Annotated in this window: 23 protein-coding genes, 1 rRNA gene and 3 pseudogenes; 9 read left to right on the top strand and 18 right to left on the bottom strand. The window is 70.3% G+C overall.

The features are described 5' to 3' along the window. A 5S ribosomal RNA gene (gene rrf / locus AB0937_RS09625) occupies positions 1-84 on the top strand; the annotation flags it as partial. A gap of 82 nt (positions 85-166) precedes the next feature. On the opposite strand, the pseudogene AB0937_RS09630 reads toward rrf, so the two are convergent. From AB0937_RS09630 to AB0937_RS09645, 4 genes and pseudogenes are all read right to left on the bottom strand, one after another. Further along, positions 167-382, bottom strand: a pseudogene (locus tag AB0937_RS09630) (LuxR C-terminal-related transcriptional regulator); the annotation flags it as partial. Positions 383-413: 31 nt separating this feature from the next. Beyond that, positions 414-692: pseudogene (locus AB0937_RS09635) on the bottom strand (sensor histidine kinase); the annotation flags it as partial. A 24-nt stretch (positions 693-716) separates the two neighbouring features. Then, entirely contained in the window at positions 717-1,496 is a 780-nt protein-coding gene (locus AB0937_RS09640) for an ABC transporter permease (RefSeq protein WP_366710673.1), read from the bottom strand. Next, positions 1,493-2,413 carry an ATP-binding cassette domain-containing protein gene (locus tag AB0937_RS09645; protein ID WP_366710675.1) on the bottom strand — a complete coding sequence of 307 codons (921 nt, stop codon included), beginning with the start codon at positions 2,411-2,413 and terminating at the stop codon, positions 1,493-1,495. The genes AB0937_RS09640 and AB0937_RS09645 overlap by 4 nt, the downstream gene beginning before the upstream one ends. A gap of 94 nt (positions 2,414-2,507) precedes the next feature. Between AB0937_RS09645 and AB0937_RS09650 the strand changes: the two genes are divergently transcribed. Then, positions 2,508-3,050 (top strand): GNAT family N-acetyltransferase, encoded by a 543-nt coding sequence (locus tag AB0937_RS09650; protein ID WP_366710676.1) that lies wholly within the window; start codon positions 2,508-2,510, stop codon positions 3,048-3,050. 28 nt (positions 3,051-3,078) lie between these two features. Here the strand turns inward: AB0937_RS09650 and AB0937_RS09655 are convergent, their stop codons facing one another. The 7 genes from AB0937_RS09655 to AB0937_RS09685 form a co-directional block, all read right to left on the bottom strand. Continuing rightward, positions 3,079-4,695, bottom strand: coding sequence for a type IV secretory system conjugative DNA transfer family protein (locus tag AB0937_RS09655; RefSeq protein WP_366710677.1), 1,617 nt, complete (start codon positions 4,693-4,695; stop codon positions 3,079-3,081). Positions 4,696-4,712: 17 nt separating this feature from the next. After that, complete coding sequence (locus AB0937_RS09660) at positions 4,713-6,122, bottom strand: ATP-binding protein (RefSeq protein ID WP_366710679.1); 1,410 nt, start codon at positions 6,120-6,122, stop codon at positions 4,713-4,715. A gap of 6 nt (positions 6,123-6,128) precedes the next feature. Further along, positions 6,129-7,685, bottom strand: a complete 1,557-nt coding sequence (locus AB0937_RS09665; protein ID WP_366710680.1) for an SCO6880 family protein — start codon at positions 7,683-7,685, stop codon at positions 6,129-6,131. Continuing rightward, the gene (locus tag AB0937_RS09670; RefSeq protein ID WP_366710681.1) at positions 7,682-9,007 is read right to left on the bottom strand and encodes a hypothetical protein; all 1,326 of its coding nucleotides are present in this window, start codon (positions 9,005-9,007) and stop codon (positions 7,682-7,684) included. Before AB0937_RS09670 ends, AB0937_RS09665 begins: the two co-directional genes overlap by 4 nt. After that, on the bottom strand, positions 8,997-9,821 hold the full coding sequence (locus AB0937_RS09675; protein ID WP_366710682.1) for a hypothetical protein: 825 nt from the start codon (positions 9,819-9,821) through the stop codon (positions 8,997-8,999). The genes AB0937_RS09670 and AB0937_RS09675 overlap by 11 nt, the downstream gene beginning before the upstream one ends. A gap of 217 nt (positions 9,822-10,038) precedes the next feature. Then, a complete protein-coding gene (locus AB0937_RS09680; protein WP_003991275.1) occupies positions 10,039-10,347 on the bottom strand; it encodes a hypothetical protein in 309 nt (102 codons plus the stop codon). A 481-nt stretch (positions 10,348-10,828) separates the two neighbouring features. Beyond that, complete coding sequence (locus AB0937_RS09685; protein WP_366710683.1) at positions 10,829-12,103, bottom strand: S53 family peptidase; 1,275 nt, start codon at positions 12,101-12,103, stop codon at positions 10,829-10,831. Between AB0937_RS09685 and AB0937_RS09690 the strand changes: the two are divergent. The 3 genes and pseudogenes from AB0937_RS09690 to AB0937_RS09700 form a co-directional block, all read left to right on the top strand. Then, positions 12,045-12,320, top strand: a pseudogene (locus AB0937_RS09690) (serine protease); the annotation flags it as partial. The gene AB0937_RS09685 and the pseudogene AB0937_RS09690 overlap by 59 nt on opposite strands. A gap of 169 nt (positions 12,321-12,489) precedes the next feature. Continuing rightward, positions 12,490-13,491, top strand: coding sequence for a bifunctional lytic transglycosylase/C40 family peptidase (locus AB0937_RS09695; RefSeq protein ID WP_366711085.1), 1,002 nt, complete (start codon positions 12,490-12,492; stop codon positions 13,489-13,491). Between the two features lie 246 nt (positions 13,492-13,737). Further along, a complete protein-coding gene (locus tag AB0937_RS09700) occupies positions 13,738-14,436 on the top strand; it encodes a phosphatase PAP2 family protein (protein WP_366710685.1) in 699 nt (232 codons plus the stop codon). Positions 14,437-14,643: 207 nt separating this feature from the next. Here AB0937_RS09700 and AB0937_RS09705 read toward each other — a convergent pair whose 3' ends face one another. Both AB0937_RS09705 and AB0937_RS09710 read right to left on the bottom strand, forming a co-directional pair. Further along, on the bottom strand, positions 14,644-16,197 hold the full coding sequence (locus AB0937_RS09705; protein ID WP_366710686.1) for an FAD-binding oxidoreductase: 1,554 nt from the start codon (positions 16,195-16,197) through the stop codon (positions 14,644-14,646). A gap of 93 nt (positions 16,198-16,290) precedes the next feature. Continuing rightward, a complete protein-coding gene (locus AB0937_RS09710; RefSeq protein ID WP_366710687.1) occupies positions 16,291-16,461 on the bottom strand; it encodes a hypothetical protein in 171 nt (56 codons plus the stop codon). 136 nt (positions 16,462-16,597) lie between these two features. Between AB0937_RS09710 and AB0937_RS09715 the strand changes: the two genes are divergently transcribed. Further along, positions 16,598-17,449, top strand: a complete 852-nt coding sequence (locus AB0937_RS09715; protein WP_366710689.1) for a hypothetical protein — start codon at positions 16,598-16,600, stop codon at positions 17,447-17,449. A 91-nt stretch (positions 17,450-17,540) separates the two neighbouring features. Next, positions 17,541-17,708: a hypothetical protein gene (locus AB0937_RS09720; protein ID WP_366711107.1), complete on the top strand. Its 168-nt coding sequence runs from the start codon at positions 17,541-17,543 to the stop codon at positions 17,706-17,708. Between the two features lie 12 nt (positions 17,709-17,720). Here AB0937_RS09720 and AB0937_RS09725 read toward each other — a convergent pair whose 3' ends face one another. Continuing rightward, a complete protein-coding gene (locus AB0937_RS09725) occupies positions 17,721-18,080 on the bottom strand; it encodes a metal-sensitive transcriptional regulator (RefSeq protein ID WP_366710690.1) in 360 nt (119 codons plus the stop codon). Between the two features lie 204 nt (positions 18,081-18,284). Here AB0937_RS09725 and AB0937_RS09730 point away from each other — a divergent pair, with 204 nt between their 5' ends. Both AB0937_RS09730 and AB0937_RS09735 read left to right on the top strand, forming a co-directional pair. Beyond that, positions 18,285-18,905 (top strand): DUF47 family protein, encoded by a 621-nt coding sequence (locus AB0937_RS09730; protein ID WP_356919834.1) that lies wholly within the window; start codon positions 18,285-18,287, stop codon positions 18,903-18,905. A gap of 7 nt (positions 18,906-18,912) precedes the next feature. Further along, a complete protein-coding gene (locus tag AB0937_RS09735) occupies positions 18,913-19,911 on the top strand; it encodes an inorganic phosphate transporter (RefSeq protein ID WP_366710691.1) in 999 nt (332 codons plus the stop codon). 109 nt (positions 19,912-20,020) lie between these two features. On the opposite strand, the gene pstB is transcribed toward AB0937_RS09735, so the two are convergent. The 4 genes from pstB to pstS form a co-directional block, all read right to left on the bottom strand. Continuing rightward, on the bottom strand, positions 20,021-20,797 hold the full coding sequence (gene pstB / locus AB0937_RS09740) for a phosphate ABC transporter ATP-binding protein PstB (RefSeq protein WP_031105672.1): 777 nt from the start codon (positions 20,795-20,797) through the stop codon (positions 20,021-20,023). Positions 20,798-20,866: 69 nt separating this feature from the next. Next, positions 20,867-21,928, bottom strand: coding sequence for a phosphate ABC transporter permease PstA (gene pstA / locus AB0937_RS09745; protein ID WP_366710692.1), 1,062 nt, complete (start codon positions 21,926-21,928; stop codon positions 20,867-20,869). Continuing rightward, positions 21,925-22,926, bottom strand: coding sequence for a phosphate ABC transporter permease subunit PstC (pstC, locus tag AB0937_RS09750; RefSeq protein WP_366710693.1), 1,002 nt, complete (start codon positions 22,924-22,926; stop codon positions 21,925-21,927). The genes pstA and pstC overlap by 4 nt, the downstream gene beginning before the upstream one ends. A 104-nt stretch (positions 22,927-23,030) precedes the next feature. After that, on the bottom strand, positions 23,031-24,161 hold the full coding sequence (gene pstS, locus AB0937_RS09755; RefSeq protein WP_366710695.1) for a phosphate ABC transporter substrate-binding protein PstS: 1,131 nt from the start codon (positions 24,159-24,161) through the stop codon (positions 23,031-23,033). Between the last annotated feature and the right edge of the window lie 36 nt (positions 24,162-24,197).

The raw sequence follows: 24,197 nt of genomic DNA on the forward strand, positions 1-24,197 counted from the left end.
TACATTCCGAACCCGGAAGCTAAGCCTTACAGCGCCGATGGTACTGCAGGGGGGACCCTGTGGGAGAGTAGGACGCCGCCGAACAATTTTTGGGAAAACCCCGCATCTTCGGATGCGGGGTTTTCTGCGTTTAGGGCAGGGTTTCAGGCTGTGCTTCAGGGCATTGTCACGACGACTGAACCAGCTTCGTGTCATAGGCCAGGATGACCGCCTGAATGCGATCGCGGGAGCCCGTCTTCGCGAGGATGCGGCCCACGTGGGTCTTCACCGTCGATTCGGCGAGGTGCAGGCGCGTGGCTATCTCCGTGTTCGTCCAGCCCTGGCCGATGACCGTGAGGATCTCGCGTTCCCGGTCGGTGAGGGAAGTGAGGCGAGGGTCCTCCTGGGTGCCGGCCTTCGCGGTGGGGCCGGACGGCCAGGGCGGCTCCGGGGTGGGTGCGGCGCCACATGAGGGGGACCGAGAGGCCGAGGCTCATGGTCAGGAGCAGCCAGCCGGGGACGTCGAGGCTGTGGGCGTTGTGGCGCCAGCCGCCGCCGGCGTAGTCGATCAGGGCGGCTGTCACCCAGAAAGCGGTGAAGTGCAGGTCCCACAGCAGCGGGTGGCGTCGGTCGAAGGCGCGCACCCTGCGGGTGAGGCGGTGGGCGTACTCGGTGAGGGGCTCCGGCGCCCGGTTTTCCGTCACGGGGTCCATCGTCGGGGTTCCGGTGCCGGGGCGTCACACGTCCCGGCGGCGCAGGACCGCCGAGGCGAGCGTGAGGACGGCCGCCGTCCACAGGGCCATAACCAGGAGGGCGGTGCCGGGTGTCGACGTGCCGGGCATCGACTGCGCGGTGGTGAGGGCCTCCAGGGCCTTGCCGGGGAAGTAGCGGGCGGCGTCGTCGACGAACGCGTAGGGGAGCACGGCCAGTACCTCCGGCAGGATCATGATGAGGCCGATGAAGACGCCGATGGCCATCGGGACCGAGCGGACCAGGGCGCCGATGCCGAGGGCCAGGACGGCGCGGAGGGTGAGTCCGGCCGCGTTGCCGGCGAGGGCGCGCAGGACGCCGGGGTGGCCGAAGGAGGCCGCCTGGTCGGTGCCCGTGAGGAAGGACTGTGCCAGGGGAAAGGTGAGGAGGTTCGTCGCCAGGGTGAGGGGGAGGGCGACCGCGGCCAGGACGGCGGCCTTGGACCACAGGACGGGCAGGCGGCGGGGGACGGCCGTCATGGTGGCGCGGATCTGGCCCGTGGAGTACTCGCCGGCGGTGGCGAGGATGCCCAGCACGCCGAGATTGATCTGGGCGAACTGGGTGCCGAGGAGGACGAAGAGGACCGTGTCCATGCCGCCTTCGCCCGTGCCGTCGTAGGCGGCGGCGAGGCCCGCGCCCATGGCCGCGGTGAGGGCGCTGGTGACGACGAGGGTGATCCAGGTGGAGCGCAGCGTCCAGAACTTGTGCCACTCGGAGCGCAGGACGCGGGCCGGGGTCACGCGGTAGGGGAGGGGTGCCGTGGTCATGCTGCCGCTCCTTGCAGGGTCGCCGGGTACTCCACCGCGTCGCGGGTGAGGTCCATGAAGGCCTCCTCCAGGGAGGCGGAGCCGGGGGTCAGTTCGTACAGGGGGATGCCGTGGGCCGCTGCGGTGCGGCCGATGTGTTCGGGCTCCGTGCCGCGGACCTGGAGGGTGCCGGGGGCGTCGGTGGTGATGTCGACGCCGGGCGCGGTGAGGAGATCGGCCAGGGCGGTGGCGTCCGGGGTGACGACCTTCGTGGCGCCCGCTCCGGAGTGGCGTACGAAGTCGGTGACCGTGGTGTCGGCGAGGAGGCGGCCGCGGCCGATGATGACCAGGTGCTCGGCGGTGAGGGCCATCTCGCTCATCAGATGGGAGGAGACGAGGACCGTACGGCCTTCCACGGCGAGGGACTTCAGCAGGTTGCGGATCCACAGCACGCCCTCCGGGTCGAGGCCGTTGACTGGCTCGTCGAGGATGAGGGTGGCGGGGTCGCCTAGGAGGGCGGCGGCGATGCCGAGGCGTTGTCCCATGCCGAGGGAGAAGCCCTTGACGCGGCGGTGGGCGACGTCGGTCAGGCCGGTGAGGCCGAGGACCTGCTCGACCCGGGTGCGGGGGATGCCGTGGGTGTGGGCGAGGGCGCGCAGGTGGTGGTAGGCGGTGCGGCCGGGGTGGACCGAGCGGGCCTCCAGCAGGGCGCCGACCTCGGTGAGGGGCGCGGGGTGGGCGGCGTAGGAGCGGCCGCCGACGGTGGCGTGGCCGCGGGTGGGGGCGTCGAGGCCGAGGAGCATGCGCATGGTCGTGGACTTGCCGGCGCCGTTCGGGCCGAGGAAGCCGGTGACGGTGCCGGGGCGGACGGTGAAGGAGAGGTCCGTGACGACCGTCCGGTCGTCGTAGCGCTTGGTGAGTTCGTGTGCCGTCAGCATGCTTCGATGCTCGTGCGGGCGGGGGCGGCGGTCGTCGGACCGGCGGCGGTAATCGGGGTGAGGGGGGTCGTACCCGGGTACTACCGTGGCCCGCATGAGCTATGTGATCCGGTCCGTGCGTGCTGATGAGTGGCCTGCGGCGAAGGAGCTGCGGCTGGTGGCGCTGCGGGACCCGGTGGCGCACCTGGCGTTCCTTGAGACGTACGAGGAGGCCGCGGCCAGGCCGGACTCCTTCTGGCAGGAGCGGACGGCGGGGGCCGCCGAGGGGGCGGACAAGGCCCAGCAGATCATCGCCGAGGGGCCGGACGGGCGGTGGGTGGGGACGCTGACCGTGCTCGTGGAGGAGCCCGGGACGACCGACTGGGCCGGGTTTCCGGTGGAGCGGAAGCAGGGGCATGTGGTCGGCGTGTTCGTACGGCCCGAGGAGCGCGGGAGTGGGCTGACCGAGGTGTTGTTCGACGCGGCCCTGGAGTGGTCGTGGGGGCGGGGTCTGGAGCGGGTGCGGCTCATCGTGCACGAGGAGAACGGGCGGGCGCAGCGGTTCTACCGGCGGGCGGGGTTCCTGCCGAGTGGGCTGACGGTGCCGCTGGGTGATGCCGGGGAGCGGGAGCTGGAGTTCGTCCTCGAGCGGGAGTGAGGGGGGCGGCGCGCCGGTGCGCCGCGGATCACTGGACCGGCAGTTCGTCGTGAGGCCAGCGGGCGCGGCCCTGTTCGCGGGACCGGAGCAGGGCCAGGGTCGGCATGCCCCGGTCCGCTCCGGTGGCCAGCAGCTCCGGGAGCTGGGGAAGCGGGGCCACGGCCGCGACGTCGTCCAGGACGAGCGTCATTGGTGGGTCGAGGCGACCGGCCGATGACCGTTCGGCCATGTGCCGGCCGCGCTCGACCACGCTGGAGACGAGGGCCGTCAGGAAGGGCATCGCGCCCGGGTTCGTCCTGGGGTCCTCGATGGATTCCCCCACCACATAAAGCGTGCCCCCTTCGTGGACGAAGGAATCCAAGGCGAGTGCATCATTTCGGTTGGGAGTGCAGGCCTCGCGGATGTTGATGGTGGAGAGGGCCGTGAGGGCACGGGTCGTCAGCTGCTGGGCCATGTCGCGGCGTTCGGGGTGGGCGGTGAGGGCGCCTTCGAGTTCGCCGGCGGAGCCGGGGGCGGCTTTGGGGCTGGTGCGGAGGATGCGTACGGCGTCCTGGATCTGGGTGCCCTGGGACCAGCGGTGGACGTGGCGGATGGTGCGGCCGTCGATGGCGGCGGCGTGCAGGTAGCTCCGCAGGAGTGTGGTGGCCGTGTCGCTGACCGCCTGGTCGAGTTTGGCGGTGGGGCGTACGGGGGTGAGGAGGGCGGTGGCCCTTGTCGCCGCGGTCCGGGGGTCCTCGCAGCCGGTGGTGGGGGACCAGTGGAGGCGGGACGGGGTGTTGCAGAGGTGGGTGGGGTCGTAGAGGTGGGCCGGGCCGAGTTTGGCTCTGGCGTCCTTGGTCTCCTGCCAGAGGGCGGGGTTGGAGGTGACGACCAGGGCGGGGCCTTCCGCGTCGGCTACCGCTTGGGTGGCGGTGGCCTGACGGGTTTCCCTTGGGGCCACGAGGACTTTTTCCCACCCGCCGACCCGTTCCTGGCCGAACAGAGGAGCCGGGGTCGTGTGAGGTGCGGCTGCTGCCGGGGTGAGGGGTGCGGTGGCTTCTGGTACGGGGGTGGGATCCGGGGCCGCGCGGCGGGGGGTGGGTACTTCGTGCTGTGCCGGCGCGGCCACCTCGTGCGCTTTCGGCGCGGCTGCCTCGTGGTGTGCGGGTGTCGCGGCCGCGTGATGTGCCAATGTCGCCGGCCCGTGCTGTCCAGGGGCCGGCGTGCCGTGCGGGTGCGGTGCCGGCTGCTCTTGGAGGGCTGGTGCGCTTGCCGCGTGCGACAGCCGCTCCTCCCGGCGTCGGGCGCGAACCGCTCGCCAGCGGGCCAGTGTGCCCATCACGAACACCGTCAGGACGACCAGGATCATCAGCTGGCCGATGAACAGGCCCCAGAACAGGCCGTAGCCGGAGAGTTCGCCGGGGGGTGTGTCGGGCCAGGCGCCGGGGATGTCGTGGGGCTTGGCGATGAGGGCGCGCATGGCGAGGGGCGTGCGGGTGAAGGTGACGCCGGGTGGCCAGGAGCCGTGGGCGAACCAGGCGGCGAGGCCGGTGGCCGTCCACACCAGGAGGGTCATGCCGAGGAGGAACGCGAGTATGCCGACCAGCAGGCCGTCGGGGATGCCTCCCTGGCCGTCCCGCTGGGTGTGGCGGTCGTCCGGTCTCACGTGTCCTCCCCTGCCGCCTACGCCACCGTCGATTCGGAGTCGCCCAGGTGATGCTCCACGAAGGCCGCGGCCCGCTCCTCCGCCTCCAGTTCGGCGGCGTGCAGGGCGTCGTCCGCGAGGTCGTTGGAGGACTCGGTCATCGCGCGGTCGGTGAAGACCAGGGGGCGTTCGGTCTCGGTGACCAGGTGTTTGACGACCTGGACGTTGCCGTTGACGTCCCAGACGGCGATGCCGGGGGTGAGGGTCGGGATGATCTCCACGGCCCAGCGGGGCAGGCCGAGGACCCGGCCGGTAGCCCTTGCCTCGTCGGCTTTCTGGGCGTAGATCGTCCTGGTGGAGGCCATCTTGAGGATGGCCGCCGCTTCCTTGGCGGCGGCGCCGTCCACGACGTCGGACAGGTGGTGGACCACGGCCACGAAGGACAGGCCGAGGCGTCGGCCGAACTTCAGCAGGCGCTGGAACAGCTGGGCGACGAAGGGGCTGTTGATGATGTGCCAGGCCTCCTCGACCAGGAAGATGCGCTTCTTCCGGTCGGGGCGGATCCAGGTGTGCTCCAGCCACACGCCGACGATCGCCATGAGGATGGGCATGGCGATGGAGTTGCGGTCGATGTGGGACAGGTCGAAGACGATGAGGGGGGCGTCGAGGTCGATGCCGACCGTCGTCGGGCCGTCGAACATGCCGCGCAGGTCACCGTCGACGAGCCGGTCCAGGACCAGGGCGACGTCGAGGCCCCAGGCCCGTACGTCGTCTATGGCGACGTTCATCGCCTCGGCCGACTCGGGTTCGGGGTGGCGAAGCTGTTCGACGATGTCGGTCAGGACGGGCTGGCGGTCGACGATGGTCTCGTTGACGTAGGCGTGGGCGACCTTGAGGGCGAAGCCGGAACGCTCGTCCAGGCCGTGGCCCATGGCGACCTCGATGATCGTCCGGAGCAGCGCGAGCTGGCCGGTGGTGGTGATCGCGGGGTCGAGCGGGTTGAGGCGGATGCCCATGTCCAGGGCCGCCATCGGGTCCAGGCGGATGGGAGTTATGCCCAGCTCCTGCGCGATGAGGTTCCACTCGCCGACGCCGTCCTCGCCCTGGGCGTCCAGGACGACGACCTGGCGGTCGCGGAAGCGGAGCTGGCGCAGGACGTACGTCTTCTCCAGCGCCGACTTGCCGTTGCCCGACTCGCCGAGGACCAGCCAGTGGGGGGCCGGGAGCTGCTGGCCGTAGAGCTGGAAGGGGTCGTAGATGTAGCCCTTTCCGGAGTACACCTCGCGGCCGATGATGACGCCGGAGTCGCCGAGGCCGGGGGCGGCGGTCGGGAGGTAGACCGCCTGGGCCTGGCCCGTGGACGTGCGCACCGGGAGCCTGGTCGTCTCGACCTTTCCGAAGAGGAAGGAGGTGAAGGCGTCGGTGAGGACGGACAGCGGGTCCCGCATCAGGTCCTACCTCCGAATGCCGGTGGCGAAGGGAAGGGTGTTCACGAAGGCGCGGTGGTGCTCGCGGTCGCACCATTCCAGCTTGAGGTACGACTTTCCGGCCGAGGCTCTGATCGTCCGCTTGTCGCGGGCGAGGGCGTCGGGGTTGCGGGAGCTGACGGTGATGTAGCCGACGAGGTTGACGCCGGCGGCGCCGCTGGCGAGGTCCTCGCCGCGCTGGTCGAGCCGGGAGTGCGCGGCGACGTCGCGTGGGTCGACGGTGCGGTTCATCTTGGCGGCGCGGGACGCCTCGGCCTCGTCGTTGGTCTTCTCGGTGAGCATGCGCTCGATGGCGACCTCGGTGGGTTCGAGGTCCATGGTGACGGCGACCGTGCGGATGACGTCCGGGGTGTGGACGAGCAGCGGGGCGAGGAAGTTGACGCCGACGGGGGTCATCGGCCACTCCTTCACCCATGCGGTGGCGTGGCACCAGGGGGCGCGGGTGGAGGACTCGCGGGTCTTGGCCTGGAGGTAGGTGGGCTCCATGGCGTCCAGTTCGGCCGGCCAGGCGTTGCGTTTGGTCATCGCCTGGATGTGGTCGATGGGGTGGTCCGGGTCGTACATGGAGTGGATCAGTGAGGACAGCCGTCCCTGACCGAGGGGCTGCCGGACGCGGATGTCGGCCTCCTGGAGGCGCGAGCAGATGTCGGTGAGCTCGCGGGCCATGACGACGGCGAGTCCGGCGTCCCGGTCGACCTTGCCGCCGTGGGCGCGGGCGGCCCGGGCCATGGCGTTGGCCTCGGCGGCGAGGTCGCGCGTGTAGTGCATGCAGGCGACGAGGTAGGCGCGGTGCTGCTCGCTGCTGGTGGACACCATCGACTGGAGCTGGTCGTAGGACTCCTGGAGCCACGGCAGGGCCTTGTCGTCGCCGCGGACGGCGACGTCCTTGGCGTGGGCGTCCGGGTCGGCCGGGAGGGTGCGGGCCAGCATCTGCAGGCGGGTGACGAAGCCGTCGCCGTTGGCCACGTGCTTGAGCAGGGTGCCGAAGCGGTCGACGAGGGCTTCCTGGTCCTCGCTGTCGCGCAGGCCGACGCCGGGGCCCTCGATCTCGATGGCGGCGGTGACGGTCTTGCGGTCGGCGTGCAGGAGCACGGCGATCTCGTCGGGGCCGAAGGGGGCGGCCAGCCAGGTGATGCGGCCGATGCCCGGGGGCGGGCCGACCTCGATCTCCTTGCCGTCCAGCCGGGTGCCGGCCTCGATCGCGGTGGAGCGGTAGGTGGTGCCCTGCTTGAGGGTCCGCTTGTAGCTGCGGTTGATCTCGAACCACTTGTAGAAGGTGCGGTGCTTGTACGGCACGTACACCGCGGCCAGCGCCAGCATCGGGAACCCGGCGAGCAGCACGATGCGCAGCGACAGGACCGGGACGAGGAGCCCGCACATCATGCCGAGGAACGCGCCCACGACGATCAGGGCGATCTCGCCGGTCTCGCGGTTGCGGCCGATGATCGCGTTCGGCCGGGCGCGGCCGATCAGATATGTCCGGCGGGGCGTGACCGGATGGGACACGTGGGACTCGGTCGTCAACGCCCTTCACCTCCCGTGCGGTTGGTACTGCTGTTGCGGGTGTTGCTGGCGTGGGGAGTGTTGACGGGGCTGCTCGAACGGGGGGCGGGTGCGGCGGAGGGGACGGATCCGCCGCCGCCGTTCGAGGTGCGCGCACTGTGCGCGGCGACTCCGCCGGAAGCGGGGTTGCTGGGCCGGGGGGCGGAGGACTGGCTGCCTCCGCCGTTGTTGTCGGCGCGGGAGCTGTGGGTCTTGATGCCCTGCGCGACGAGGGATGCCGGGGAGCTGATGACGGCCGCTGCCTTGCCTTCGGCGCCCTGCATGAGGCGGTTGTTGCGGGAGCCGGCGATCTCGTCGCCGAAGCCGGGGACGAAGCGGTAGATCATCGCGCTGGCGAAGATGGCGAGCAGGATGATGGCGAAGCCGGAGACGACGGCGGAGAAGGCGTTCGGGCCGTCGTCCGCGGAGAGTGCGCCGGCGAGGCCGAGGACGATGACGATCACCGGCTTGATGAGGATGACCGCGATCATGATGCCGGCCCAGCGGCGGACGTGGCCCCACAGGTTCTTGTCGACGAGGCCGGCGTAGACGACGGTGCCGAGGAGGGCGCCGACGTAGAGGAGCGCGGCCCTGATGACGAGCTCCAGCCAGAGGACTCCGGCGGCGAGGATGCTGACCAGGGAGACGACGATCAGCATGATCGGGCCGCCGCCGATGTCATCGTCCTTCTTGAGGGCTTCGGAGAAGGTGCCGAAGAAGGCGTCGGTCTGGTCGCCGGTGGCTTTGGCGAGGACCTCGGTGATGCCGTCGGTGGCGGAGACGACGGTGTAGAGGATGAGCGGGGTGAAGGCGGAGGCCAGGACGGTCAGCCAGAGGAAGCCGATGGCTTCGGACAGGGCGGTGGTCATGGGGACGCCGCGGACGGCTCGTTTGGCGACGGCCAGGAGCCAGAGCAGGAGCGTGAGGACCGTCGAGGCAGCGAAGACGACGGCGTACTGCTGGAGGAACTTGGGGTTGGTGAAGTCGACGTTGGCGGTCTCCTTCACGGCGTCGCTGAGCTTGTCGACGGTCCAGGAGGCGGCGTCGGCGCAGCCCTTGGCGAGGGAGGAGAGGGGGTCGAGGGTGGAGGTGGGGTCGAGGCGGGAGGTGCCACTGCCGCTTCCGCTGCCGGTGTCGCCTTCGCAGATCTCCCGGGCCTCGCCCCGGAGGAGATCACAGGCGTTGTTGCTGGGGGACGGGGAGGGTGTGGGAGCGGCGAAGGCATGGGTGGCCAGCAGGACCGTGGCCGTCTGCACGGCTGCGACCGCGGCGCCGAGTTTGAGTACGTGATGCCTAACGGGCATAGGTGAACCCTCCGTACTCCTCGACGGCCTTGCTCATGTCCTCCGCGGTGGAGGCCCTTTGGTCGCGCCCGACCGGGACCGGGCCGTCCTTCTGGGTGAAGTCGGTGACCTTCCAGTCACCGTCGGCCCACTTCAGCTGGTAGGTCGTGGTGTACCAACTCTCGGTCACGGGGTTCTTGGAGGCCTCCCCCGACAGGCCGAAGAGGGAGGTGTACCAGAGTGCGACCGAGGCGGTGCTGCCCTTGTAGGAGGTGACCTTGGTGCCGACCGGGATGACGCGCGACACGAAGGTCTGGCCGCCCGGCGCGGCACCGTCCTTGGTGAGGCCGAGCTTCTCCAGGAAGCTCTCCTTCGAGTACACCTGGTCGAACTCGGGTAGCTGCGCGGCGGCGATGTCGGGTGCGTACACGGTGTTGACGATCGCGTGCCGCTTTTCGAGGTTGTACATGTCGGCCGACCCGAGGGCGATGCCGTAGTTGGTGGCTGCGGACTGGGCGCCTTGCTCGGTGTGGGCGTAGCCCGTGGCGATGTCGCCGGTCTTCGACTTCACCGGTCGCTGCCCCGTGGGCGCCGTCGGGGAACTGCCCGCGTTGTCTCCGCCCAAGCCGCTGCTCTCGGTGTCGCCGCCCCCCCGGTTGGCGAAGGCGATTGCTGCGATCAGGAGGACCACCACGCCGACCACCGTGACGAGGCTGCGGGACGAGGTGCGGCGGCGGGGGTCGCCGAAGGCGTCGCCGGGGTCGGGCAGGCGGGTGCGGGTCTGGCCCGTGCCGGCGTAACCGCCGGAGGACTCGTGGTCGTCACCGAGACTCATGCCGCGTACGCCCCCTCGACGTCGTGCGGAAACACTTCGTACCGGTCGTACTTCTCATACTCCTCGTACGACGGTAGCCGTGCTGGTTCCCGCGCGGGCGCGGTGTGGTGACTCGACATCAGGGAAACGCAACCTCAGCCGGTGGGCACGACGGGCGGGTGGGATGGAGGGGAGGGGGAGCGAACCGGGCGTCCCGGCGGGCGCAGGGGTGCCCGGGCTACACGGCCATGCCGTACACGATCGTGAAGAGGGTGCCGAGGGAGCCGATGATGAAGACTCCTGTGAGACCCGCGATGATGAGGCCCTTGCCCTGTTCCGCGCTGAAGGTGTCGCGCAGGGCGGTGGCTCCGATGCGCTGCTTGGCGGCACCCCAGATGGCGATGCCGAGGCAGAGCAGGATGGCCACCGCCATCACGACCTCGATCATCACCTTCGCCTCGTTGCCCAGGCTGCCGAAGGGGCCCCAGTCCGGAGCGATCCCGCCGATGATGGTGTTGATGTCTCCCTTGTCGGCCGCAAAGAGCATGTAAGTCACCGCCCCCTGTTGGGTAGTTCCGCATCCTCTGCGGTCGTGCAGAGGTCAGGCCTCATTCTCGCTGACAATGATGCTGTCGGATGTCGACTTGGCGTCATTGATTGGCGGGTTTCGTACGAATACCTTGCCACCGTTCCGCTCCGGCCCCTAGGGGAGGTGACGGGCGGTGCACGAGGGATCGTATGGTCACTCTGTGTATCACGGCAGGTCACGCCGGGCAATGAGGCCTGAGCGGAACCTGATGTGTGGTTCCGTCGTTGTGCTGCTCTTGCGGCCTTTCCCACCGTCACGGGCTGTTTCTGACGGCTGGTCGGGTGAGTGGTCGCGCCGGTGTTCTCCGGGTGAAGGCTACCCGGCGCGGCGAAGGGGCCGCGGCTGGGATGCCGCGGCCCCTTCGTCTCCCTGCCGTTCCGGGCCCCCACGGCACCGGGCGGCGCCCTCCGGTGACGGACCGTCACCGGAGGGAAGCGCGTCAGCCGGTGAAAGCCCCGAGTCCCTCCGGGGTGCCCAGACCGGTCGGGCCGTCGTAGCCCGTCCGGGCGGTGCAGAAGTAGCCGGTGGTGCAGCTGCCGTTGCTGCCGCTGGTGACGTCGTTCAGGGCGGTGGTGTTCGCGTAGGGGAACCCGGCCGGGTAGGAGCCGGCGGACGGGGTGCCCGCGAGGGCGTAGACGCTCGCGATGATCGGGGCGGAGGCGCTGGTGCCGCCGTAGGTGGCCCAGCCCTGGCCGTCGGAGCCGTAGGTGTCGTAGACGGAGACGCCGGTCGCCGGGTCGGCGACGGCCGAGACGTCGGCGATCACGCGCCTGGCGCAGCCGGTGTCGGTCTGCCAGGCGGGCTTGGTGTCGTAGGCGGAGCAGCCGGAGCCGGTGCCCTCGGTGCTGCTGGTCCGCCAGACGCTCTCGGTCCAGCCGCGGGTGGTGGAGGACGTGGAGAGCCTGGTGCCGCCCACGGCCGTCACGTACTTGGAGGCCGCCGGGTACTCGGCGCCGTAGCCCGCGTCGCCCGCGCTGACGGTGATGGCGACGCCCGGGTGGTTGAAGTAGGCGGAGTCGTGGGTGGCGTCGGAGGAGGACTCGCCGCCGCCGTAGCTGTTGGAGACGTACTTGGCGCCCAGGGAGACGGCCTCGTTGACGGCGGTGCCCAGGTTGGCCATGGAGGGGGACTTGGCCTCGACGAGGGTGATGTGGCAGTTCGGGCAGACGGCGCTCGCCATGTCGAGGTCGAGGGACGTCTCACCGGCCCAGCCGCTGTCGGGGGTGGGGAGGGCGGTGGCGGAGCCGGTCTGGCTCACCTTCTTGAAGCAGCCGTTGGCCGTGGTGCAGGCGGGCAGGCCGTAGTGGGAGCGGTAGGTGGCGAGGTCGGACTCGGCGTCGGGGTCGTCGTAGGCGTCGACGATGGCGATGGTCCGGCCGGAGCCGTTGTTCGCGGCGGCGGAGGTCAGGCCGTAGGCGCTGCGGAGGTCGGAGGGGCCGTAGCCGGAGGGGGAGGTGGCGTCGGCGGCCCGGGCGGAGATGCCGTGCTGCTGCTGGAAGGCGGTGCGGCCGCCCGTGACGCGCAGGGCGTTGCAGGCCATCTCGCCCTGGTGGCGGGGCAGGGCGCAGGAGCGGGTCCAGGTGACCTCGGAGGTGCTGCCCGGGGCCGCGGCCTGGGCGTGGGCGGCGGTGGTGAGGCCGGTGAGGAGGAGGGCGGCAGTGGCGGTGACCGTGACCGGGTACCCCGACGCCCGGGAGACGCCCGTCGGCTGCACCGGCAAGCCCGCCGCGCACGGCCGCACGCAGCAGCGCATCGCGTGCCCCGGCTTCAGCGGGGGCACCAGCGGCAGTCCCTGGGTGAACGGGGACGGGCAGGTCGTCGGCGTCCTCGGCGGGCACGACCGGGGCGGCATGACCTCCGGCGTCTCCTGCAGCGTCGTCCTCGGTACGGAGGCGGAGCGGCTGTACGAGCAGGCGGTGGGGAGAACGTGACGGGCCGTGAACCCGTGCGCCGGGCCGGGCCCGTCGTGCTCTCGCCGTGCCGCCCGTGCCGTGCCCGTCGCCCCGTGTGCCCCGACTCTCCTGCTCGTGATCATTCCCGGGCGTGGCGGCCGCCTCTACACTGACCAACGGACTCCTGGGCGGTGAGGGGCGGTTGACGGTGCGTAAGGCATGGATCGTGGCGAGTGTTGCGATCAGTTCCGCGCTGGCCTTCGTGATGCTGCTCGTCGTCGGGGTCTATCTCGTCGCCGGGAACCTGGTCAACGGCGTGGGAGGCGGGGCGAAGTCGCTGGCCAAGGGGTCGGTGCCCGCCGCGTACGCCGCTCTCGTGGCGAAGTGGGGCAACCTCTGCCCCGCCATCAGCCCGGCCCTGCTCGCCGCCCAGCTGTACCAGGAGAGCGGCTTCAACCCCAGAGCCCAGAGCCAGGCCGCGGCGCAGGGCATAGCGCAGTTCATCCCCGGCACCTGGGCCAGTCACGGCATCGACGGTGACGGCGACGGCGACCGTGACGTGTGGGATCCGAAGGACGCGATTCCGTCGGCCGCCTCCTACGACTGCGAACTCGCCTCCTACGTGAAGAAGGTTGGCGGGAATCCGACCGCGAACATGCTGGCCGCCTACAACGCCGGGGCGTACGCGGTGATCAAGTACGGGGGTGTGCCGCCGTACAGCGAGACCCGGAACTACGTGAAGCGGATCACGACGCTCTCCGAGAGCTTCGAGGCTCCGGTCGGGCGGGTCGATCCCTCCGAACAGGCCGCCGCCGCGATCGAGTACGCACAGAAGAAGCTCGGCACGCCCTATCTGTGGGGCGGTACCGGCACCGCTGAACAGGGCGGACGCTTCGACTGCTCGGGCCTGACCCAGGCCGCCTACGAGACCGTCGGCATCAAGCTCCCGCGGGTGGCCAACGACCAGTACAACGCCGGTCCGCACCCCTCGCGGGACGAACTGCTCCCCGGCGATCTGGTGTTCTTCTCGGACGACCTCACCAATTCCCGTGCCATCCGGCATGTCGGCATTTACGTCGGAGGCGGGTACATGATCGACGCGCCCCGGACCGGTGCCGTCATCCGATTCGACCCGATCGACACGCCCGACTACTTCGGAGCCACCCGCGTCACCGAAGATGGCGCGAAAGCACTGCCCACGACGGTGTGAACCGTGTGTAAACCCACCCCCTGAGCTGCGAAGACTTATCTCTCTTCGATAACGTCTGCGTGATCATTCGGTGGAGTGTGGAACGTATCAACGGGGACCATGCGTTCCTGTTGACGTAGCCGAGCAGACGTCCATTCGGTACGCGTCACGCATGCGTGCGGCGGAAGCGGATCTACAACCACGGGGGTGGCAGCAGCGGCGCACGCACGGGTGCGCCGGCACAGACGACGAAGGGGCCGCAGCACCATGGCTGGACTCGCCGAATCCGGGTCGAACCCCGACGTCGACCTGCTGTACGACATCAATGGCCTGGCCAAGGACGCGCCGGCCTGGTCCGACCGCGTCATGGAGTACGTCGGTGAGTACGGGCTGCTGCTCGGCATCGTCCTGCTCGTGGTGTGGTGCTGGTGGTCGGTGCGGCGGCGCGGCGGCGAGGACGCGGCGTCGACCGTCGCGGCCCTGGTCTGGGCGCCGTTGGCCGCCGGCATCGCGGTGCTGGTGAACGTGCCCATCCGGGGGTTCGTGGAGCGGCCCCGGCCGTTCCTGGACCACCAGGGGCTCGAAGTGCTCGTCCAGGGCAAGACCGACTACTCGTTCGTCAGCGACCACGCCACGATCGTCATGGCGATGGCGGTCGGGCTGTTCGTCGCCCACCGCAAGTACGGTCTCGTCGCCCTCGTCCTGGCGTTGTTCGGCGGGTTCATCCGCGTCTACATGGGCGTGCACTATCCGACCGACGTCGTGGGCGGGTTCGCGCTGGGCACCGCCGTGGCGCTGCTGCTGTCGCCGCTCGCCATGGCCCTGCTGACGCCTCTGGTGAAGGCCGTCGAGCGCTCGCCCCGGGCGGGATGGCTCGTGCGCGGCAGAGGGCGTGCCGAAGGGGAGGACACGGTGATCCCCGAGACGCGCAGCGAGCGTCCCTCGGAGCGGGACCTCGCCGCGTAGCGGCAAAGCCCCCGCCCGCGACCGGACAACCGCTCACGCGCCGCCCGGTGCGTGAGCGGGCGAATCGCTCATGGCCGCCCGGCGCGTGTCCGGTCGATCAGTCGACGGGCCGCCCGGTGCGTGACCGGGTGCATCGCTCACGGGCGCCCGGCACGTGACCCGGCAGCCCGCTCGCGGGCCGCCCGGCGCGGCGACCGGGCAACCCCCTCACAGCGCCTGGGGATGCGTGAAGAAGCGGTCCGGGTCGTACTGCTTCTTCAGCTTGGTCAGGCGGGTCGCCGCGTCCCCGTAGTACGCCTTGCGCCAGTCGGTCAGGGTCGGGTCCGTGTAGTTCTGGTAGGCCGCCCCGGACGCGTGGGGGCGCATGGCCTTGTGGGCCGAGGCCAGCCAGCCGCGGGCCGTCGCACCGCTCGTGCCGGCCCGCCACGCCCCGATGTACTGGGCCAGCATCCGGGAACGGCGGTGGACGAACGCCGTGGCCGTGGGGGAGACGCGGTTGACCGCTCCGCCCAGGGCCGTGAGGGCGATGCTGCCGGAGCCGCCGCGTACCGAGGCGATCTGGGCCAGCAGCGTGCGGATGCCGGCCGCGGACAGCGAGTGGTCGAAGAAGTCCGACGCCGCGGCGTACGTCTCGCGGCCCAGCGCTCCCTTCGGGGAGCGGCCCGGGGTCGAGCCGGGCAGATGGCACTGAGCGTCCGTCGGGAACGAGGAACAGCCGGCGTACACCTCCATCGACTCCTCGTACGAGCGGCGCTTCAGGGAGACGCTGCGGGCCGGGGCGCCGACGCGGTCGGCCAGGCGGTCGACGGCGTTCTTCAGCTCGCCGTGGGTGCCGAGGGAGAACGCCGAGACCGAGACGGTCGGGGTGCCGCCCGCGGCGTTCGCCAGGTGCAGGGACGACCAGATCTCGTCGGGCTGCGACGGCCCCCACTCCTGCCAGGCCTTCACCACCGCGGCCGCCTTCGACCAGGGCCAGGACAGGTATGCCGAGACCCCCTGCGGGGCCGGGTGGGTCTTGAAGTGCAGTTCCGTGACCACGCCGAAGTTGCCGTTGCCCGCGCCGCGCAGGGCCCAGAAGAGGTCCTTGTTCTCCCGGGAGTTGGCCGTGATCTGTTTGCCGTCGGCGGTCACGAGGGTGGCCTGCGTGAGACTGTCGCAGGTCAGACCGTAGGCGCGGGAGACCACGCCGTGGCCGCCGCCGAGGGTGAGGCCGGAGACGCCGACGGTGGGGCAGGAGCCCGCGGGGATCGTGACGCCCTTGGCGGCGAGGGCCCGGTAGACGTCGATGAGTTTGGCGCCGGCGCCGACCACCGCGGAGGTGCCCGAGGCCCGGATGCGGTTGAGCTTGGAGACGTCGACTATCAGACGGCCGTCGCCGGAGGACCAGCCGGCGTAGGAGTGGCCGCCGTTGCGGATCGCCACGCGCAGGGCGTGGGCGCGGGCGTAGGCCAGGGTCGTGCGGATGTCGTCCGCGTGGGACACGTACGCGACCGCGGCGGGCTTCAGGTTGTCGAAGCGGGTGTTGTAGAGCTGCCGGGCCGCGGGCCAGGCGGCGTCGCCGGGACGGATCAGCGGGCCGTCGAGGTCGCGGGCCAGGGCGGACCAGTTCGCGGCGGCGGTTCTCGACTTGGCGGAGGTGCGCACGGCGTCGGTGGCCGTGCCCCCGGAGCGGGTGCCCGACGGGGTGCAGGCGGTGGTCAAGGGGGTCGCGGCCGCGGCGATCGCCGCCGTGCCGGCTGTGAGGATCGTGCGCCGTTCCATGGTGCCTCCCGGTGGTTGCGCCCTGGGAGACGGGGGGATGGGGGGTGGGGGTTCCATGGTCCGGACACGGGCGGGGCGAACTCCGCCACCGGTTCAGCCCGTCGCGTGCCGCTCGGCGTCCGTGCGCGCCTGGCTTCTCGCCCTGCGGGCCGGACCGCGCCAGCCGCAGATGCAGTGGGCCATGCAGAAACGGCCCTTCTCCATGGTCGTCGTGCGGTGTTCCGGGAGGTTGGGGGGAGGCTCCGGCCCGTCCTGGTGCGCCACACCGACCACGTTACCCAGCGCGGGTGAAGGGTCCGTACGGCGGCCGGCGGCAGGCTCGCGTGACGGGGGCACAAACCCGTCGTTAACCGGAACGAGGGGGCCCGTGACGGACGTACCGGCTGGGGGTAGGCAGGCGATGACTGGGCGGCAGCGGGAACGGCGGCACCGGCGGACGCGGGCGGCGGTCGTCGCGGCCGTGGTCCTGGCCGGAGCGGGCCCGGCGTGCGCCGGGTGCTCCGGGGGTGACGCGGTCGCGGGGGACTCCCGCGGCGGGGACGCCGTCACCGCGTTGCGGCAGGCCGCCGGCCGGCTCGTCGACGCGGGCAGTTCCAAGGCCCGTACGTCGATGGAGATGGCCACCGGCGGGACCCGGGTGACCATCCGCGGTGCCGGGGCGTACGACTACCGCAAGCGGATGGGGCGGCTGAAGGTGATGCTGCCGCAGGATCCCGCGGGGGGCGCCGAGCGCCGGCCGATCACGGAACTGCTCGCGCCCGGTGCGCTGTTCATGAAGAACCGGGGCGCCGGGGTGCCCCCGGACAAATGGGTGCGGGTGGACACGCGGACCCTGTCCGACGGCAACCTCGTCACCGGTGGGGCCACCGACCCGTTCACGGCGGCCGAGGTGCTGCTCGGGACGCGGACGGCGACCTACGTCGGCAGGACGGAGGTCGCGGGAACCGGAGTGCGGCACTACCGGGGGACGGCACACCTCGCCGACGCGGCCCGGCGGGCGTCCAAGGGGAACGAGGGGCCCCTGAAGGCGGCGGCCGAGGGGTTCGCCACGGCCGCGGTGCCGTTCGACGCCTACCTCGACGACGAGGGGCGCATCCGCAAGGTCAGGCACCGTTTCAGCTTCCTGAACGGGCAGCAGAAGAGCCCCGTCGCCGTCGCCTCGACCACGCTGCTCTACGATTTCGGGGCCTCGGTGCGCGTACGGTTGCCCAGGACCGACGACATCTACGCGGGCAGGATCGCCGAGGAGTGACCGGCGTGAACTAGCCCGTCCGTGCCATGCGCGGTGTGTGTGCCGCTCCCTACTCTAGGAAGTCGGCAACGGCAGAGACGAGGTGATGCACGTGGCTCCGGTCGGCGGTACGGCAGTTCAGGACCACGTGGCCCTCGCCGAGATCGAGCTGTGCGGAGAGCTGATCATCGCGGCCTCGGCCGCCCGCGAGCGGCTGAGCCTGGAGAGCATCGACGAGGTGCTGAAGGTGGCCGAGGAGCGGGGCTCCTCCGGAGGCTGAACGGCGCCCGGCTCACGTCCGCAGCATGCGGGCGATCGCCTGGGTCGCCTCCTTCACCTTCGCGTCGATCTCTTCGCCGCCCTTGAGGGCCGCGTCGGCGACGCAGTGCCGCAGGTGCTCCTCCAGCAGCTGCAGGGCGAAGGACTGCAGGGCCTTGGTGGAGGCGGAGACCTGCGTGAGTATGTCGATGCAGTAGACGTCCTCGTCGACCATGCGCTGCAGGCCGCGGATCTGGCCCTCGATGCGGCGCAGGCGCTTGAGGTGTTCGTCCTTCTGCTTGTGGTACCCGTGCACACCGTGGTCGTGATCGGCCGGAGTCTCGGTGCCGGTGGTGACATGTGCGACATCTGTGGTGTCGGTCACGTCCGTCATCGCTTCCTCCTGGTGAGCAGTGGGCCGACATATACCCCTGGTGGGTATATGGTACCGCTCTTTACCGGGTATACGGCCCTGGGAACCGCCCCCGTGCTCATCACTGTGCCCGATGGGCGACACTGGTGGGCGGCCCGATAGCCGTGGCCGGATGATGCGCCTAGCATCAGCCTGACCGAAACCGAAGCACCCCGAGGACCCCACGTGCGCTTTCGTCTGACCCCCAGGGAGACGAGCTTCTACGACATGTTCGCCGCCTCCGCGGACAACATCGTCACGGGCTCGAAGCTCCTGATGGAACTGCTCGGGGCGGACACATCCGCCCGGGCCGAGATCGCAGAGCGTATGCGGGCAGCGGAACACGCAGGTGACGACGCCACGCACGCGATCTTCCACCAGCTGAACTCCTCCTTCATCACGCCGTTCGACCGCGAGGACATCTACTCCCTCGCCTCGTCCCTCGACGACATCATGGACTTCATGGAGGAGGCCGTCGACCTGGTCGTCCTCTACAACGTCGAGGAACTGCCCAAGGGCGTCGAGCAGCAGATCGAGGTCCTGGCGCGCGCCGCGGAACTGACGGCCGAAGCCATGCCGCACCTGCGCACCATGGAGAACCTCACCGAGTACTGGATCGAGGTCAACCGGCTCGAGAACCAGGCCGACCAGATCCACCGCAAGCTGCTGGCGCACCTCTTCAACGGCAAGTACGACGCCATGGACGTCCTCAAGCTCAAGCAGATCGTGGATGTGCTCGAGGAAGCGGCGGACGCCTTCGAGCACGTGGCGAACACGGTGGAGACCATCGCCGTCAAGGAGTCCTGAGCCCTTCATGGACACCCTTGCTCTGGTCGTGACCATCGGCGTCGCGCTCTTCTTCACGTACACCAACGGCTTCCACGATTCGGCGAACGCGATCGCCACGTCCGTCTCGACGCGGGCGCTGACGCCGAAGGCCGCGCTGGCCATGGCCGCGGTGATGAACCTCGCCGGTGCGTTCATGGGCTCCGGGGTCGCCAAGACCGTCAGCGAGGGCCTGATCCAGACACCGGCCGGGTCGAAGGGGATGGGCATCCTCTTCGCCGCGCTGGTGGGCGCGATCGTCTGGAACCTCATCACCTGGTACTTCGGGTTGCCGTCCTCCTCCTCGCACGCGCTGTTCGGCGGCATGGTCGGCGCGGCTCTGGCCGGCGGGACGACCGTCTACTGGAGCGGGGTGCTGGAGAAGGTCGTCATCCCCATGTTCATCTCCCCGGTGGTCGGTCTGCTGGCCGGTTACCTGGTGATGACCGCGATCCTGTGGATCTTCCGCAAGGCCAACCCGCACAAGGCCAAGAGGGGTTTCCGCATAGCGCAGACCGTCTCGGCGGCCGGCATGGCGCTGGGGCACGGTCTGCAGGACGCGCAGAAGACCATGGGCATCGTGGTGATGGCGCTGGTCATCGCCGATGTCGAGGACTACGGCGATCCGATCCCGGTGTGGGTCAAGATCGCCTGTGCGGTGATGCTGTCGCTGGGCACCTACGCCGGCGGCTGGCGGATCATGCGGACGCTGGGCCGGAAGATCATCGAGCTGGACCCGCCGCAGGGCTTCGCGGCGGAGACGACCGGCGCGTCGATCATGTTCACCACGGCGTTCCTGTTCAAGGCGCCGATCTCCACGACCCACGTCATCACGTCCGCGATCATGGGCGTCGGGGCGACGAAGCGTGTGAACGCCGTGCGCTGGGGCGTCGCCAAGAACATCATCCTGGGGTGGTTCATCACGATGCCGGCCGCGGCGATCGTGGCCGCCGCGTCGTTCGGGATCGTGAATCTGGCGTTCCTGTAGCGCGCCGGACGCAGACGAGAGGGCCCGCCCCCGGGAGAGGGGGCGGGCCCTTTTTCGGCCTCGCGGTGGCACCGCCATGCAGCACCGCGAGGAGTCGGCGGGGTGCGGATCAGCCGAAGCGGCCGGAGATGTAGTCCTCCGTGGCCTGGACCGACGGGTTGGAGAAAATGCGCTCGGTGTCGTCGATCTCGATGAGCTTGCCGGGCTGGCCGACCGCCGCGAGGTTGAAGAACGCCGTGCGGTCGGAGACGCGGGCCGCCTGCTGCATGTTGTGCGTGACGATGACGATCGTGAAGCGCTCCTTGAGCTCGCCGATCAGGTCCTCGATGGCGAGCGTGGAGATGGGGTCGAGCGCCGAGCAGGGCTCGTCCATGAGCAGGACGTTCGGCTCGACCGCGATCGCCCGGGCGATGCACAGGCGCTGCTGCTGGCCGCCGGAGAGGCCCGAGCCGGGCTTGTTCAGCCGGTCCTTGACCTCGTTCCAGAGGTTCGCGCCCTTGAGGGAGCGCTCGACGATGTCGGCGAGCTCGCTCTTCTTGTAGTTGCCGTTCAGCCGCAGGCCCGCCGCGACGTTGTCGAAGATCGACATCGTGGGGAAGGGGTTCGGACGCTGGAACACCATGCCGACCTCGCGGCGGACCGACACCGGGTCGATGCCGGTGCCGTAGAGGTCCTCGTCGTCGAGGAGCACCTTGCCTTCGACGCGGCCGCCCGAGGTGACCTCGTGCATGCGGTTGAGCGTGCGCAGGAACGTCGACTTGCCGCAGCCGGACGGGCCGATGAACGCCGTCACCGAGCGCGGCTCGACGGTCATCGAGATGTCCTCGATCGCCTTGTGGGAACCGTAGTAGGCGGTCAGTCCGCTGACGTCGATTCGCTTGGCCATGACTACTTCACTTCCAAAAGTCTGGGGGGTCGCTGTGGCCCCGCGCGGCGGTAGCCGCAGGTTGTCGCGTCAGCGACCGGTCTTCGGGGCCTTCCAGCGGGCGATACCGCGGGCCACCAGGTTCAGGAGCATCACGAAGGCGATCAGGGTGAGCGAGGCCGCCCAGGCGCGGTCGTACGCCGCTCCGGAGCCCGCGCTGTTCGCGTACTGCTGGTAGATGTACAGCGGCAGCGAGGCCTGCGCCCCCTCGAAGGGGTTGGCGTTGATGAACGCGTTGCCCCACACCAGCAGCAGGACCGGGGCGGTCTCACCGGTGATGCGGGCGATCGAGAGCATGATGCCCGTGGTGATGCCGCCGATGGAGGTCGGCAGGACCACCTTCAGGATGGTGCGCCACTTGGGGACGCCGAGCGCCAGGGAGGCCTCGCGCAGCTCGTTCGGGACGAGCTTGAGCATCTCCTCCGTGGAGCGGACGACGACCGGCATCATCAGGATGGCCAGGGCCAGCGAGCCGGCGAAGCCGAAGGGCTGCATGTCGAACATCAGCATGAGGCTGAGGATGAACAGACCCGCGACGATCGACGGGATGCCGGTCATGACGTCGACGAAGAACGTGATGGCCTGCGAGAGCCTGCCCCGGCCGTACTCGACGAGGTAGATCGCGGTGAGCACGCCGACCGGCGCGGCGATCACCGTGGCGAGTCCGACCTGCTCCAGGGTGCCGAGGATGGCGTGGTAGATGCCGCCGCCGGGCTCGGTGTCGGCGACGACGCCCATGGAGTGGGTCAGGAAGTAGACGTCGAGGACCTTCACGCCGCGCGCGACGGTCGACCAGACCAGGGAGGCCAGCGGGATGACGGCGAGCAGGAAGGCGACCCAGACCAGGGAGGTCGCGATGCGGTCCTTGGCCTGCCGCTTGCCCTCGACGGCCGTGGCGAGGGCGTAGGTGCCGACGACGTAGAGGACCGCGGCGATCAGGCCCCACTGGACGCGGCTGTGCAGGCCGCCGGCGAGGCCGATGCCGATCGCGAGGGCGGTCGAGCCGGCGGCGATGGCGTAGGGGGACCACTTGGGCAGGCGGGCGCCGCGCAGGCTGCCGGGGCCCTTGGGGGTGATGGTCGCGGTGCTCATGCGTTGGCCCCCGAGTACTCCTTGCGGCGGGCGATGATCGCGCGGGCCGCGCCGTTGACCAGCAGGGTGATGACGAACAGGACCAGACCGGAGGCGATCAGCGCGTCGCGGCCGAACTCGGTGGCCTCGCCGAACTTGCTGGCGATGTTCTGGGCGAACGTGCCGCCGCCCGGGTCGAGCAGGCTGGCCTGGATGTCGAAGGTCGGGGAGAGCACGGTGGCGACGGCCATGGTCTCGCCGAGGGCGCGGCCGAGGCCGAGCATCGAGGCGGAGATGACACCGGAGCGGCCGAAGGGCAGGACCGCCATGCGGATCACTTCCCAGCGGGTGGCGCCGAGCGCCAGGGCCGCCTCCTCGTGCATCTGCGGAACCTGGCGGAAGACCTCGCGGCTCACGTTGGTGATGATCGGCAGGATCATGATCGCGAGCAGGATGCCGACGGTCAGCATCGAGCGGGGGGCGCCGCCCTCCCACGAGAAGACGCCGGTCCACCCGAAGTAGTCGTTCAGCCAGCTGAAGAGTCCGGTCATCTGCGGCACCAGGACGAGGGCGCCCCAGAGGCCGTAGACGATGGACGGCACGGCGGCGAGCAGGTCGATCACGTACGCGATGGGGCCGCGGATCCGGCGCGGGGCGTAGTGCGTGAGGAACAGCGCGATGGCGACGGCGACCGGGACCGCGATGACCATGGCGACGATCGAGGAGACGACCGTGCCGAAGGCCAGGACGGCGATGCCGAAGTTCGGCGGGACGAGGTTGGTGTCCCACTGGAAGGTCGTGAGGAAGTTGCCCTGGTCCTTGCTGATCGCGAGGGAGGCGCGGTAGGTGAGGAAGACCGCGATCGCGGCCATGATCACCAGCAGCAGGATGCCCGAGCCGCGGGAGAGGCCGAGGAAGATCCGGTCTCCGGGCCGGGTGGCCCCGCGCGCGGCGCGCTTGTCGAGGGTGGGCTGCGGTGCGGGGGGAGGTGCGTCGGTTATCTGTGTGGGTGTGCCCATCGGGTTCTCCGGTCTGCGGAGCCGTACCGGGAGGTACGGCCACTGGCGGCGGTGCACCGGACGGTGCGGCCCGGTCCCGGGGAGGGGACCGGGCCGCACGCGGGTCAGCTCAGGCCCTCGATGGTGGTGCGGACCTGGGAGATGATGTCGGCGGGGATCGGCGCGTAGTCGTTCTCCGCGAGGACCTTCTGGCCGTCCTCGGAGGCGATGTAGCGCAGGAACGCCTTGGTGCCGGGCAGGGTGTCGGACTTGTTGCCCTTGTCGCAGACGATCTCGTAGGTGACGAGGACCATCGGGTAGGCGCCCTCGGCCTTGGTGCCGTAGTTCAGCTCCAGGGAGAGATCCTTGCCCGTGCCGACGACCTTGGCCTCGGAGATCGCCTTGGTGGCGTTCTCGACGGTGGCCTTGACCGGCTGGGCGGCGCCCGTGTCCAGGTCGACCGTCTTCAGGCCGTCCTTGGCGTACGACAGCTCGAAGTAGCCGATGGCGCCGTTGGTCTGCTTCACCTGCTGGGCGACGCCGGAGGAGCCGGAGGCGGACTGGCCGCCCTTGGCCTGCCAGGTCTTGCCGCCGTCGTAGGGCCAGTCGCCCTTGGCGGTGGCGATCAGGTACTTGGTGAAGTTGTCCGTGGTGCCGGAGTCGTCCGAGCGGTGGAAGGCCTGGATCTTGAGGTCCGGGAGCTTCGCGTCGGGGTTCAGCTTCTTGATCGCCGGGTCGTTCCAGTTGGTGATCTTGCCGTTGAAGATCTTCGCCAGGGTCGGGGCGTCCAGGACGAGGTTGTCCACGCCGCTGACGTTGAAGCCGACCGCGATCGGGCCGCCGACCATCGGCAGGTCGATGCCCTGGCCGCCGTCGCAGACCTTCTTGGAGGCGGCGACCTCGTCGGGCTTCAGCGCCGAGTCGGAGCCGGCGAAGGCGACCTGGCCCTGGGTGAACGCGGTGACGCCGGCGCCGGAGCCGCCGCCCTTGTAGTTGATCTGGAGGCCCTGGCAGGCCGCGGTGAACTGCTTCACCCAGGCGTCGATCGCGTTCTTCTGCGCGGACGAGCCGTCGGCCAGCAGCTGGCCCTTGGCGTCGTCGCACTTGACGTTGCTCGGTGCGGCGGCGTTCGAGGAACCGCCGCCGTTGCTGTTGCCGCCGGTGTCGTCGGAGCCGCACGCCGTGAGGGCCAGGGCGCCGGAGACGGCGAGAGCACCGAGAGCGAGGGCCCGCCGGTTCATGCGCTGAAGCTTCACTTGAGTTCCTTCCAGGAGCCGCCGTCCTGATCGGCG

Origin of the sequence: Streptomyces sp. NPDC047880 (assembly GCF_040706515.1) — a bacterium.
Classification (GTDB): Bacteria; Actinomycetota; Actinomycetes; order Streptomycetales; family Streptomycetaceae; genus Streptomyces.